This is a genomic window from Polyangium jinanense (assembly GCF_028435365.1).
Map to the genome: position 1 here is coordinate 44,484 of NZ_JAGTJJ010000010.1, position 13,491 is coordinate 57,974.

Sequence of the window (13,491 nt, forward strand, 5' to 3'; positions counted from 1 at the left end):
TATCCTGGGATCGCGCCGATCACGAGCGCGCGGAGGAAAGGGATCAGGATGGGCGAGCCGGCGTTTTTCAGCTCGGGTTCCGTGGATCGGGTTCCGACCGAGTTCCGCTACTGGGACAACATGAAGGACGCGGGCACGCAGAAGCGTCGCAAGCGGCTGAAGAGGCTCGTCGGCTTCGATCCCGTGCTGCCCGACGAGCTCGTGCGGACGTTCGCGCACTGCTATTACGACGCGGATCCCGTGGCCGAGGCGTTCGTGGAGGAGGTCTACCTCGCGCAGGGGCAGGGGGCCGGGCGCAAGCTCGTGGATCGGGCCCTCGAATCGGGCGTGGCGTCGATCCCGGACGCGCCGGCGTCGCTGCAAGCGCTGTTCGCCGAGGTGGAGACGCCGCCTTCGTGGCTCGATTGGGACAAGGTCGAACACGGCGCGCGGGTATGGCGGCGTTATGGGACGCACATGTTCAGCTTCGCGGGCGCGGTCACGCTCGACGGGTACCAGGAGAGCTCGGTCGCGAAGCCGCTCGCGTTCACCGGCGCGTATACCGGGGAGTCGGCGCATCGGCGGTTTGTGGAGACGGCCGCGTTCTGGATCGACATTTCGGAGCCGGGGGCCCTCCGGCCGGGCGGGCTGGGGAGGAAGACGGCGCTGCGCGTGCGGCTGATGCACGTGTTCGTGCGAAAGCGGCTCCTGCGTCATCCGGGGTGGGATCTCGACGCCTGGGGCGTGCCGATCAGCCAGGGGGATGCGCTGATCACGCTGATGGCCGGCAGTGTGGGCGCGATCGCGCTGAAGAAACTCGGCTATCGCACGAGCCGCGAGGAGATCGAGGCGCTCATGCACTTCTGGCGGTACGTGGGCCATTTGATGGGCGTGCAGCCCCGATGGTATCCGACGACGTTCGAGGAGGGCGTGCGCCTCCTGTTCACCGCGCTCACGAAAGGCGCGAGGAAGGCCGGCGAGGACGGCGTGGATCTGGCGCGCTCGTACGTGCAATCGTACGCGCCGCGCGAGGGTGATCCGCCGCTCGTTGCGTTGCGCAAGCGGCTCGAATACCACCTCGAGCTCGGGTACACGAAGTATTTCCTGTCCCCGCAGGCGTTCCGCACCTTTGGATTGCCGGATCCGGGGATCTGGGGGTTTCACCCGATCGCGCAGTTCCCGCTCGTCTTCGCGCTGGAGACCGTGCGCAAGCACGTGGACGTGATCGATTCCTGGGCGGACACGTTCGCGCGGTGGCGCGCGCGGCAATGGCTCGATATGCACCTCGGGCCGCGGCGCGCGGAGTACAAGGCCGTCGAGTCGTTCACGCGTTGAGGCGGCCGGGGCGGCGACGCCCCGCCTGACCGAGGGCGTGCCCGAGCGCGGCGCTGAGCGTCGCGAACGTGGAGAGTTTTGCCACGTCGATTCCCAGCGAGACGATGATCGAGGCCACGCGGGGCGAAATGCCCGAGACGAGGCAATGGCTGCCGAGGAGCGTGACGGCGCGGACCATGCGCATGAGGTGCTCCAGCGTGGCCGCGTCGACGTCTTCGAGGCCCGTCAAATCGAGGACGGTGACGCGGACGCGGCTATGGGTGATCTCGGCGAGGAGCGCGTCCGTCATGGCCGAGGCGCGCGCCTCGTCGACGGCCCCGAGCACGGGCATCGCGAGGACGCCGTCCCACACGTGCAAGAGCGGGCTCTTGAATTGCTTCAGGGTCCGCTCGTTGCGCTCGAGCGCGAGGGATTGCTCGATGCGATCGGTGGTATCGAAGATGTAGCCGAAATAATGGGTGATCTGGCCGCTCGCCCGGTCGCGCCGGATGACGGTATAATCGGCGATCCAGATGGTCTGTCCGTCGCGGCGCTTGATGCGGTAGGGCTCGTGGGCAAACCATTCGGCGCCGCTCGCGCTGTTCGTGCTGACCTCCTCGCCGACGCGGCCGAGGTCCTCCGGGTAGACGAGGTCGGAGTATTTTAGCTTGTTCAGGAGGTAATCCTCGGTCGGATACCCCGTCAGCTCGAATACGTTCGGGGAGACGTACTCGACGGGCCAGCCCTCCGTGGCGCGCCAGCGAAAGACGACGACCGGGCCTACGGAGAAAAGGAGGCGTTCCTCCAGGCGCGTGCTCAGGCTGCCGATGGCGCGATTGAGGTTCCGTTCGAGGTCGCCGAGCGGGCCGTCGTCGATATCCTCGATGAAGTCGGGCAGCTCCTCGTTCGCGAGGCGTGCCAGGGTCGTGGAGATTCGACGCAGTCTCTCGGCTTGATCCATGGGGGTCCTTCGGTTTCGAGCACCCCCCCGAAGCTTGTCCCCCCGAATGAAAACCCGCCCAGTTTACCCGAGCCGCGTTCGCGTCGACAAGGGGTTTACGCGGAGCACGAGCGTTTCGAATTCGGATGACGATGGAATTCGTAGCCTCCCGTGAGGCGCAATGGGAATTCGGCGCTGTGCGCTCTTCTACCGGCTGCCGCGGCGGAGATTTCTTTCCCGGAGGGCATGGCCGAGCGCGGCGCTCAGCGTGGCGAAGGTGTGTAGTTTCGTAACGTCGAGGCCGAGCGATACGATGGCCGCGGCAACCCGGGGTGAAATGCCCGAGACGAGGCAACGGCTCCCGAGGAGCTCGGCGGCGCTGACCATTCGCACGATGTGTTCGAGCGTCGCCGCATCGACGTCGTCGAGGCCCGTCAAGTCGATGACGCTGACCTTGATTCCGCCGTGCGTGATCGATTGGAGCAGGGTGTCGGTCATGTGCGCGGCGCGGGCCTCGTCGAGGGCGCCGACGACGGGCATCGCGAGGACGCCGTCCCAGACGTGGAGGAGCGGGCTCGCGAGCTTGCGGAGGGTGAGCTCGTTTTGCTGGAGGGCCAGCTCGTTTTGCTGGAGCCGGATGGATTGCTCGATGTGCGCGGTGCTGTCGAAAATGTAGCCGAAATAATGGGTGATCTCCCGGGTCCACGGGTCGCGGTGGATGACCGCGTGGTCGGAGACCCAGACCGTGCGGCCGTCGCGCCGACGGATGCGATAAGGCGACTGGGTGAACCATTCGGCGCGGCTCGCCTCGAAGGCCCGGAGCTCCTCGGTGACGCGCGGGACGTCCTCGGGGAGGATGAGGTCGGAGTAGATCCGCGTGAAGGAGAGGAATTCCTCGGCGGGATAACCCGTCAGATCGAGAACGTTTGGCGAGACATACTCGACGGGCCAGTCGGGTTCGGCGCGCCAGCGAAAGACGACGACGGGGCCGATGCGGAAGATGCGGCGCTCTTCGAGGCGGACGGCGAAGCTCGTGATGGTGCGATTGACTTCGCGTTCGATGTCGCCGAGCGGGCCGTCGTCGATGGTGTCGATGAGCGCGGGCACCTCCTCGTCCACGAGGCGCGAGAGCGTGTCGGCAATGCGGCGCATGCGGGCGGCGTGATCCATCGCGGCGACCTCAGGCGAGCTTCGATTCGAGCATGCCGACGAGCATCGACGCGTGGCTCCGGAGCGGATCCGGCAGGGCGCCGCGTTCGTCGCACTGGGCGAGCAGCTCCTCGGCGGTCTCGCGGGCGGCGCTCGCTTCGGCGGAGACGGGTTCGAGCGCGGTCGTGATCGTGATGAAGGAGCGAAGCGTCGCGGCGTCGTCCCTTCCGTGGCGCAGGAAAGGAATGGGGCCCGGGGGCCGCGCGCAGGTCTCCCGCACGAATCGCTCGAGCCAGCGGGCCGTCGCGGCCATCTTGGGCCAGTCGAGCTTTTCGGGGGTGTCGGTCGGCGTGTGGTAATGGCGGGAGCGGCCCGAGGTGAGGAAGAGGAAAGGGACGCCGCGCTGCCAGAAGGCGAGGTGATCGGAGAGGGGCGGGATGACCTCGGCGTCGGCGCGGCGGATGCGCACGAGGGGCTCGCTCGTCGCGATGGAGTCGACGTGGGCCGCCGTGCCCTCGCTGCGCTCGGCGCCGAGGGCGAAGAGGGACGCTCCGACCTCGTCGGGGACGCCCGCGGGGCCGAAGGTGTGGCCGACGAGGTCCATGGCGCTCATCATGTCGATGCGGTCGAGGGGGACGGGGGGGTGTTTCGCGAAAAACACCGAACCCATCGTGTCGTGCGTGAAATGCGGGGGCTCCTCACCGTCGAAGGCGGCGAGGATAACGCCGCGGCCGGTCGGGCGCTCCGCGGCGAGGGCGCGGGCGACTTCGAGGAGGATGCCGACGGCGGCGGCGTTGTCGTCGGCGCCCCAGAAGACCTGGCCGGCGAGCTCGCCGAGGTGGTCGAAATGGGCGCCGACGAGGACGTATCGCTCGACGTCGCCGGGGAGGACCGCGATGACGTTGGCGCCGTGCAGGCCCGGGACGGGCTGTTCGTGCGGATCGAGGCCGGCCTTGCGCAGCGCCGATACGACGGCGGCGCGCGCGGCGTCGCCGCCCTTCGTGCCTGGTTTGCGACCGGCGCATGCCGGAGAACAGAGCTCTTCGACGAGCTTTCGCATCTCCGTGGTCATGGCGGGCACCTTATCATGGCGCGCGGACCGAGGTAAGATGCGCTCGCTCGCGTGACCTGGGACGAGGGGCCGAGGGCCGGGCGTTGCTCGGCGCCGCGCGAAGGCAAGGGACACGCGAGCCGGGGAGAGACAGGGACGATGCGTTTTTCATGGGGCTATCCGATCGCAGTCGCAGCGGCATTCGTTGCATGCAAGGGGGGAGGCGAGAAGACAGCGGGGCCCACGCCGAGCCCGGCGGAGACGACGAGCGCGGCGGCGAACGGCGCGGCCACGGCGCCCGCGCCGAAAGAAAAGCCGAAGGCCGTGGCGCGGGAGGGCAGCACGATCGCGCGTTCGCCCTCGGATGACGCGCTTTACGTGGCCGACGAGGAGCGGGGCGTCGTGCACGTGATCGCGATGCCGGTGGACGTGGCGAAACCGGCGCAGACCGTGAAGGTGCCCGGTCAGCCAGCCCAGGTGCTCGCGCTTGCGGATCGGGTGCTCGTGACGATCCGGAGTGAAGGGGCGATCGCGCCGGGCACGGATCTGTCGCCGGAGGAGCGCGAGGCGAGCGCGGCGCCGGCGCCCACGGCGTCGGCGAGCGCGGCGCCGGCGGTGACGAAAGCAAAAGGGCCGGAGAAATACGAGAAACCAAAGACCGTGCCCTCGGCGACGGGGCCGGGGCTTTTGCTCGTGATGCGAAAGGATGCCGAAAAGGGACTCGTGGTCGAGTCGCGGATCGAATTGCCCGAGGACGCGTGGGGCGTGGCCGTGACGCCCGATGAATCGACGGCGATCGTGACGAGCGCCTGGACGCACAAGGTGTCGGGGGTGGATCTGGCGACAGGGAAGGTGCGTTTTTCCGTGGATGTCGCGCGTGAGCCACGCGCGGCGGTGGTGCATCCGAGCGGAAAAGCGGTTTACGTGACGCACCTCGTGGGCACGGATCTCACGCGGATCGACGGAATCGACGGCGAGGCGGCCTCCGCGCGGCGGATCAAGCTGCCGGCGTCGCCCTTGCGGACGCCGGTGGGGGCGACGTCGAATGCGTCGCTCGCGTATTCGGCCGTGCTGTCGCCGGATGGGAAGAAGCTTTACGTGGCGCGGCACGCGCTCGGTGGAATGGGGCCGCAGGTCTGGATGGGGGTGTCGGCGGTCGACGTGCTGCTCACGACGGACGATACACCGCTCGCGCCGACGCGCCTCGCCGGGCCGAAAACGACGGCAGAGGACGCGACGGGGCTGGTGGAGGATCAGGAGACGGGCGGTGAGGGGCCGCGTACCGCGCCAAACCCGTTCGTGCAGCCGCGCGCGATCGTCTACAAGAAGAGCACGGATACGCTGCTCGTGGCGTCGGAGGGGACGGACGCGCTGTCGGAGCTTTACGCAGGGCCGATCGATCCGGCGCTGTTCATCGCGGGGGGGGTCGAGTTGCGGACGGATCCGGATCCGAAATACAAGGTGGCGACCGGATGCGGCGCGCCGAGCGGGATCGCGCTCGCCGCGGACGAGAAATCGGCGTACGTGTTTTGCCGGGCGACACATTCGATGGAGGTCGCGTTTTTCCATTCGGGGAAGAACCAGTTGATGCGGCTCGGGGAGGAGCCGCTCCCCGCGCAGGCGGCGCTCGGGCGGAAGCTTTATTATAACGGGACCGACGAGGTGACGAGCGGGGGAATGGGCTGCGCGGGCTGCCATCCGGAGGGGCGAGACGATGGGCACGTCTGGCACGAGCGCGCGGCCGTCGGGCAGGGGCCGAATTTCTTCGCGGGGGCGGCGAACATGCCCGGGTGGGACGTGGAGCAAAAGACGGGCGGAGGTTTTGCTCGCCAAACGCCGATGCTCGCGGGGCGGGTGGTGTACGAGGGGCCGTATGGGTGGCACGCGGAGAGCCCGCATCTGACGCACCGGCTGACGAACGGGTTCTTGCTCCATCGATGGGGCGATCTGCCGTACGGGCACGATCGAAAGGAGCTGACCGAGCGGGCAATGGCGCTGCGGGCGTTTTTGCGGCTCGGGCTCGTGCCGCCGCCGCGCAAGACGCGGGAGCTCTCGGACGAGGAAAAGAAAGGGCAGGAGGTGTTCCTGCGCGTGGAGACGAAATGCGCGGGGTGCCACGTGCCCGAGATGGATTACAGCGATCGCGCGCCGTATCCGGTGTACTCGAAGCTGCCGCCGCCGGAGAGTTTCGAGGCGGATCCGGAGCTCGGGTACAAGACGCCGTCGTTGCGGTTTGTCGGGGGGACGGCGCCGTATGCACACGATGGGCGCTTCTCGACGCTGGAGGAGCTCATCGAGCGGAACGACGATCGCATGGGGAACACGAACCAGCTCACCAAGCCGGAGCGCACGGCGCTCGTGGCGTTCCTGAGGACGTTATGAAGACGAAGAAGGGCACGATCGGGTTCGTGGCGCTGGCATTCGCAGGAGGCGCGCTGTTCACGGGCTGGGCGAGCGCAGAGGATGCGCCGCCCGCGCAGGAGGCGCCGTTCGGGAGCGTGGCGGCGCTGGAGGATGCGGGCACGGAGGACGCGGGCGGCGGCGGGGACGCGGAGGCGGCGCCGGCCGCGCCGCCGAAGCAGACGCTCACGATTTCGGCGGACAAATCGCCGCGGCCGAAGGACGCCGACTGGGACGTGCTGGGCGTGGAGATGTCGTTTTCGCCGGGGTCGACGCCCAATGGCTGCAGGCTTCAGCACATCCGGGAATGGGTGCGGGTCCGGTGCACGGGGGCGATGGTGCACATTTCGATGCTCGGCGGCAATCACGAGGGGGTGTCGATCAAGCTCGATCCCGTGGGAGCCGACGAGTTCATCCCATTCCCCCAGGGCGGCGAGGTCGTGTTCCCGGTGCGGACCGGGGATCGCCGGGTGTTCGAATGGATCGGCGTGGAATTCGGCTACAAGGGGATGACGTCGGCGTCGAGTTTCCTCATCCTCTCGGAGTCGTGGCTGCCCTGGGACGAGGGGCCGACGATTTACGCGCGTTGACAGATCAAAGGGAGCTGACGAATTGAAGGAGCGCGGCGCGGTCCGAGGCGGAGAGCGCGCGGAAGGCCTCGCGCGAGGCTTCGGCCTCGCCGCCGTGCCAGAGGATGGCTTCCTCGATGTTCCGGGCACGTCCGTCGTGCAGCAGGCGCGTGTGCCCGGAGATCAGGCTCGTCATGCCGACGCCCCAGAGTGGGGCCGTCCGGAAATCGCGGCCCCCGGCCTCGTGGTCGGGGCGATCGTCGGCGAGCTCCGGACCCATGTCGTGAATCAATAGATCGGTGTACGGGTAGATTCGCTGGCCTTCGACCTCGGGAAAACCCGCGAGCGGGCCGGTGACGAACGATGGCGTATGGCACGCGTTGCAACGTGCCTGCGAGAACAGGGCCTTTCCCAGGAGGACTTCGGCGTCGGCGGCGTCTGGGCGGTGGGGCATGGCGACGAGGTGAGAAAAGACGACGATTGCGTCGAAGCGAGCCGGGTCGATGTCCAGCGTCGTGCCTGCGGCCGCGGCGCAATCCACCTGGATGGGCGGGCAGTTGTCGGCCGGGCGAAGAGGGGAGGTGATGCCGATGTCTCCGAGGAAGGCCCCGGCGGTTTGTCGCGCCAGGTCCACCTCGTTCGCTTTCCACCCGAATCGTCCGGGCAAAAGCGTTCCATCGATAAATACATGGTTTCGGCGGCCGCGAATGCCATCACCATTGGCGTCGCCGGGATCGGCCAGCGCCTCGATGTCCTCGTCGCGGACGGCGGCGAGCAGGCCGAGCCCGATCATGGGCTGGGCCACGCGGGGTGAAATGCGGGTCTCCGCCGCGAGCGGACCGAATGCCAGATCGCGAGCCGTGTACGTCGGTTCCAGCAGCTCGTACGATGTGCCATCTGCATACGAGCCGGGTTTCGGGGCATGGTCGACGGAAAACCACCCTTCCGGCGTGACCCCGGGGATCGCCTTGTTCTGGATCTGATCACCGTAGCGGGGATCGGGGAGGAACGTGGCGCCGTCCTCCGACGGAATCGACAGCCGCACGAGCATCGACGTCATCGGCTGGCCAGGAGGCGGAGGCGCGCCGCGGCCGCCCCGGAAATGGCAGCTCCGGCAGGAGGTCCCGACGTACGTCGGACCCAGGCCGTCGCGGTCGACTTCGCCTCCGACCGTCCACGCGACGTCGAAGAGCGCGAGCCCGGCCTCGAAGGTCCCGAGGCGCTCCAAGGAGAGGTTCGCGGCGGGTCGCGAAAAACTCTTTTCGTCGCGTGTATCGAGGGTCGTGTCGCCGCCGGGCCGCTCTTCGCCAGGCTCGAACATCGCCGGCATGGCTCCGCCCGCGCCCGCCGCGCCGGAGCTCGAGGTGCTGCTCGACATACCCGCCCCGCCGGCACTCGAAGAAGAGCCGCCGGTTCCGCCGGGGCCCGGTTCGAGGATTGGATCGGAGCACGCGAATCCGAGGGGAATCACGGCCCAAAGAGCTCTCCGAAGCCTCACGGCCAGGGCACTCCGACGGGGACACTCGAGCGCTCGGGGCCCTCCGGGGGCAGCGGGAGCGCGAGCTGTCCGCTTGCATTCGAGCCCCACGCCTGGAGGCCGCCGGTGTCGTCCACGACGAGCGCGCCGGTGAGGCCCGCGGAGATGGCGCGCACGCCGCCGACCAGGCACGGCGTCGGCTTGGTTCGCACATTGGTGTCGCCCACGCCGAGATGCGCGAGGCTATTTTGACCCCAGCCGAGGAGATCGCCGTTCGTCAGCACCGCGTAACTCGTATTTCCCCGCGCGCCGAGAGCGAGCACGCGGTCGGGCAAGACGAGGGGAACAGGCTGCGGTCTGGAAGCCAGGATGCCGGCCGAGCCATCCCCGATTTGCCCGCTGGAGCCGAGGCCCCATGCATACACGTTGCCGCCCGTGGTCATGGCAAGGACATGGTCCCGGCCGGCCGCTACGTCGACGATATCGACGAGATTCGGAACGATGAGCGGCGAGGGGTGGGGCGAAATGTCCTCGTCGCCGATTCCGAGCTGGCCCTCGTCGTTCGAGCCCCACGCGTGAACGAGGCCGTTCACGTCGACGGCGAAGGACGCGTCGTCCGAGGCGGCGATGGCGACGATTTCGGCTGTGGTGGGCACCTCGACGATTCCAGTGTGGCTCTCCGTATCGCCGGTGCCGAGTTGCCCGCGGCCATTGAGGCCAGCGGCGAAGACGCGACCATCCGCGCGCAGAAACAAGATATGTCCTGCGCCGGGCGCGATGGCCGTGATGTCGTCGAGCCCGACGATTGGCTCGAAGGACGGCTGGTCCGCGGTCGCCATGAAGACGTGCCCCTCGGCATCCAGCACGAAGAGCGAGTCTCCGCCTTCGGCCACGGAGACGAGCCCTGCCGGCGCTTCCCTCTTGGCGGGAATGGGGTTGCCGCCGCCCCATTGCACGAGCGCACCGTCGTGAACGGCATACATCGTGTCGAGGGATGCGGCCACGGGGCGTCCGCCATAAAGGTGCGTCTCCGCAGTCGTGGCCTTTCCCGATGGCAAGACGAGCGTCACGACAAATGGATTCACGCCCCGCGTCAGAGGGGAGCGCAATCGTGCCGACCCTGTGGTCGCCGATGCGTCGATGGATCGCTCGTCGAGGATTTCTTCGCCGCGCTGGAGCCGGACGGTGGCTCCTCCTTCCGGTAGGGAAAATGCGACGTCCACGTCCACGAAACGACGCTCGAATGCCATGCCGGGCGGAGGGCTGACGAGTGTGAGCGTGGCGTCGGGCGTCGGGATCGAGCCGCCGCCTTCACCGCCCGAGCCCGCCCCACCGCCTCCGGTGCCTGGGGCCATGCCCCCCGAGCCCCCCGAGCCGGCGGACGTCGATTCCGATGCCGGCGGCTCATCGTCCGAGCACGCGGCGACCACGCACCCGGCGAGCACCAGAACGGCGAGCGCGCGGAGCCTCATGGGAGCGTCACGAGCCCCGGCGTCGGATAAGCCCAGTTGTTGAGCAGATTCGGTCGCCCGAGGCTGCCATTCGTGCTCCATCCCCACGTGTAGACCGTGCCGTCCGGCGCCGTGCCGATCACGTGGGTCGCCCCAGGTTCGATGTCGAGCACCGCGGGCAGCGCAAGCGGCGTGTCCGGCGCATTTCGATCGACGGTATCGTCGCCGCCGATGCCGAGTTGCCCATTGAAGTTCTGACCCCAGCCGACCGCGCTTCCGTTCGCCCGGATGGCGAAGCTGAAGTTTCCGTCGGCGAAGACGGCCGCGGCTTCGGCCAATCCCACGACGGCCGTGGGTGAATGAGCCTCCGCGTCGGCACCGCTCATCCCATTGCCGACCTGACCGTTCTGGTTGAGCCCCCAGGCGACGATGGTCCCATCGGAGCGCAGCGCGAGCACGTGATCCCGCCCCGAGGCGAGGTGCACGACGTCGGCCAATGCGGGCACCTGGACCGGCGTTGGATGCGGATCGGCATCCGCGGTGCCCTGGCCGAGGTTGCCGAATTGATTCCTTCCCCACGCCCACACGGTGCCGTCGCGCCGCAGCGCGAGAGAATGCTTCGATCCGCCGACGACCTGGATGATGTCGTCGAGCCCCGCGATCGCCACGGGGGAATGGCGGTCCTCGGTCGTGCCGTCGCCGAGCTGTCCCGAGGCGTTGTCGCCGAAGGCGCGAACCGTTCCGTCTTCGAGCAAGACGAGCGTGTGATCATACCCGAACGTCGCCGCGAGGACACCGGAGAGGTTCGTGTTCTGCGTGGGAACCTCGCGTTTGTCCGCATCGCTCATTCCCGGTGCGGCGAGGCCGAGCCGGCCGTCGGCGTTGTTTCCCCAGACGAACAGGGCGCCGTCCTTGCGAAGCGCCAGCGATTGATTCTGGCGGAAATCGAGGGCGGTGATTTCCTCGATGTCGGGCACGAGCACGGGTTCGAGGCGCGACGTCGTCTCTCCCACGCCGAGGCCGAGTTGCCCGAGGTTGTTGCGGCCCCACACGGCGACCTTCCCGGACGAGATTGCGCCCGTGTGAGATCCGCCGGCGCCGGCCTTTCGCTCGAACATCACGTCGAGGGGCACCTCCGTTCGATGGCCGGCGAGGTCCTCGGCCGCGACGACGAGCGTGTTTTTCCCGCGTGTCGGGCGCGCGTCGACGAATCCATCGAACATCGGCGCGCCGCTGTCCACGGGGAGCGCCGTCACGGGGGCGCCGTTCAACGTGAATTCGACTTTCGCCAGGCCGCCGGAATCCTCGGCGTGCACGGAGACGAGAATGCGAGCCGTACGGAGCAGCGCGCCGCTGCTGATTCCTCCGAGGGTCACGACGGGTGGCGTCGAATCGGACGATGCGCCTCCTTCTCCGCCCGCGCCACCCGCGCCACCCGCGCCGCCGGATCCGCCGGTGCCACCCGTCCCGCCGCCGCCCTCACCGCCGGTATTTCCTGTGCCGCCGCTGCCGGACGCGGCCGATCCACCCGCGCCGCCCGAGCCGCCTTGGCCTCCGCTGCCGGAGGTCGTGGTGGACGCGCCGGTGTTTCCCCCGGAGCCGGGCGTCACTTCGCCTTCGTCGCTGCAACCCGCGCCCGCGCACAACACGAGAGCCGGGGCCAGCGCCCACGGCCAGAAGATCGTCCTTTTCATCAATTCTTTCCCAGGTCGGCCAAACGGACTCTACCCCGGCTTCCACAAATGACAATGAAAATCGTTTTCAGTTTTGTTCGGCGAACGAGGTGCTGGAATGTAGTAGGATGCGTGACATGCGCGCGACGATGACCCGTTCCGCAGATGCGCCCCCGCCTCCACGCGTGCTCGGTCTCTTCGACGCGTCGTGTATTGTCATTGGCGCCATCATCGGCGTCGGCATCTTCTTCACGCCCGCGCGCATGGCGGCGCTCGTCGGCAGCGGGCCCCTCCTGCTTCTCGCTTGGCTGCTCGCCGGCTTCATCGTGCTCGCGGGCGCGCTCACGTTCGCGGAGCTCGGGGCACGATATCACCGAAGCGCCGCGCAATACGAGATTCTCCGCGATACCTACGGGCCCTTGCCCGCATTTCTGTTCGTCTTCTGCAATGCGACGGCGGTCCAGGGCGGGGCCATCGGCATCATCGCGATCATCTGCGTCCAGAACTTCGTTGTGGCGCTCGGGCAGACCTCGCTCGGCCCGGGGTGGAGCACGCTCGCGTCCGTGGGGCTCGTCGTGGGTCTCACGGCAGCCAACGTGCTCGGGGTTCGCTGGGGCGCGCGGATCCAGAACGCGACGGTGCTCATGAAGCTGCTCACGCTCGTGGCGATCGGTGCCCTCGGCGCATTCGCCCCGGTGCAAGATACGCCCGTCGGTCGGGACGAGGTGCAGTCGAAGGGTGTTCTCGGCGTGCTCGCCGCGCTCGTCCCTGCGTTTTTCGCATTCGGCGGTTTTCAGCACGCGCTCTGGATTTCAGGGGAGGTGCGTGAGCCCAAGCGAAACCTGCCGCGCGCGATCCTCGTGGGGGTCGTCGTCGTGGTCGTCGTGTATCTCCTGGCAAACTGGTCGTATTTGCGGCTCCTCGGCGGGGCTTCGGCCGTCGCGGCGAGCAAGACGCTCGCGGCGGACGCGGTCGCGCGCGCGGCACCGAGCGTGGGCGGGCGCGTGATCGCCGCGGCCGTGGGCATATCAGCGCTCGGCGTGCTCAATGCGCAGCTCCTCTCGGGTCCGCGGCTCGTCTTCGGGATGGCGCGAGATGGTCGGTTTTTTCCCGCCTTCGGGCGCCTCGACGCGAGGTTCGGCACGCCCTCGGCCGCGATCTGGTTTGTCGGGGCGATCGCGGTGGCGTTGCTCGTCCTGGCCGGCGAAAAAGGCGTGGATCGTCTGCTCACGGGCGTCGTGTTCGTCGACGGCGTGTTCTTCGCCGCGACGGGCGCGGCGCTTTTCGTGTTGCGGCGGCGCGGCGGCGAAGCCTCGTTCCGGACGCCGGGATATCCCCTGCCGCCCCTTTTCTTCGTCCTCGGGGCGATCGGTGTCGTCGTCGGGGCGCACCTCGACCCCGCCGTGTTACCCGCGACGCTGATCGGCGCCGCGTGGATCGCGGCGGGGGCGCTTTTGTACTTCGTCCGATTTCGAGGGAAATGAACGA

The 13,491-nt window shown here is 68.3% G+C and carries 10 protein-coding genes; 4 read left to right on the plus strand and 6 right to left on the minus strand.

The genetic code is table 11. The features are described from left to right. The first annotated feature begins 48 nt into the window (after window positions 1-48). The gene (locus tag KEG57_RS20200) at window positions 49-1,314 is read left to right on the plus strand and encodes an oxygenase MpaB family protein (protein ID WP_272426945.1); all 1,266 of its coding nucleotides are present in this window, start codon (window positions 49-51) and stop codon (window positions 1,312-1,314) included. Here the strand turns inward: KEG57_RS20200 and KEG57_RS20205 are convergent. The 3 genes from KEG57_RS20205 to KEG57_RS20215 form a co-directional block, all read right to left on the minus strand. Then, window positions 1,304-2,254, minus strand: a complete 951-nt coding sequence (locus KEG57_RS20205) for an STAS domain-containing protein (RefSeq protein WP_272426944.1) — start codon at window positions 2,252-2,254, stop codon at window positions 1,304-1,306. The two genes, KEG57_RS20200 and KEG57_RS20205, sit on opposite strands and share 11 nt — an antisense overlap. Before the next feature lie 186 nt (window positions 2,255-2,440). Further along, window positions 2,441-3,403 (minus strand): STAS domain-containing protein, encoded by a 963-nt coding sequence (locus KEG57_RS20210; RefSeq protein WP_272426943.1) that lies wholly within the window; start codon window positions 3,401-3,403, stop codon window positions 2,441-2,443. Between the two features lie 10 nt (window positions 3,404-3,413). Beyond that, window positions 3,414-4,454 carry a M28 family metallopeptidase gene (locus KEG57_RS20215; protein WP_272426942.1) on the minus strand — a complete coding sequence of 347 codons (1,041 nt, stop codon included), beginning with the start codon at window positions 4,452-4,454 and terminating at the stop codon, window positions 3,414-3,416. A gap of 138 nt (window positions 4,455-4,592) precedes the next feature. Here KEG57_RS20215 and KEG57_RS20220 point away from each other — a divergent pair, with 138 nt between their 5' ends. Together KEG57_RS20220 and KEG57_RS20225 are read left to right on the plus strand one after the other, a co-directional pair. Further along, a complete protein-coding gene (locus KEG57_RS20220) occupies window positions 4,593-6,815 on the plus strand; it encodes a hypothetical protein (RefSeq protein ID WP_272426941.1) in 2,223 nt (740 codons plus the stop codon). Further along, window positions 6,812-7,423, plus strand: a complete 612-nt coding sequence (locus tag KEG57_RS20225; protein ID WP_272426940.1) for a hypothetical protein — start codon at window positions 6,812-6,814, stop codon at window positions 7,421-7,423. The genes KEG57_RS20220 and KEG57_RS20225 overlap by 4 nt, the downstream gene beginning before the upstream one ends. Window positions 7,424-7,427: 4 nt before the next feature. On the opposite strand, the gene KEG57_RS20230 is transcribed toward KEG57_RS20225, so the two are convergent. The 3 genes from KEG57_RS20230 to KEG57_RS20240 form a co-directional block, all read right to left on the minus strand. Continuing rightward, entirely contained in the window at window positions 7,428-8,780 is a 1,353-nt protein-coding gene (locus KEG57_RS20230) for a di-heme oxidoreductase family protein (protein WP_272426939.1), read from the minus strand. Between the two features lie 116 nt (window positions 8,781-8,896). After that, entirely contained in the window at window positions 8,897-10,351 is a 1,455-nt protein-coding gene (locus KEG57_RS20235; protein WP_272426938.1) for an RCC1 domain-containing protein, read from the minus strand. Beyond that, on the minus strand, window positions 10,348-12,024 hold the full coding sequence (locus tag KEG57_RS20240) for an RCC1 domain-containing protein (RefSeq protein ID WP_272426937.1): 1,677 nt from the start codon (window positions 12,022-12,024) through the stop codon (window positions 10,348-10,350). The genes KEG57_RS20235 and KEG57_RS20240 overlap by 4 nt, the downstream gene beginning before the upstream one ends. A gap of 128 nt (window positions 12,025-12,152) precedes the next feature. Between KEG57_RS20240 and KEG57_RS20245 the strand changes: the two genes are divergently transcribed. Beyond that, window positions 12,153-13,487: an APC family permease gene (locus tag KEG57_RS20245; RefSeq protein ID WP_272426936.1), complete on the plus strand. Its 1,335-nt coding sequence runs from the start codon at window positions 12,153-12,155 to the stop codon at window positions 13,485-13,487. Window positions 13,488-13,491: the final 4 nt, after the last annotated feature.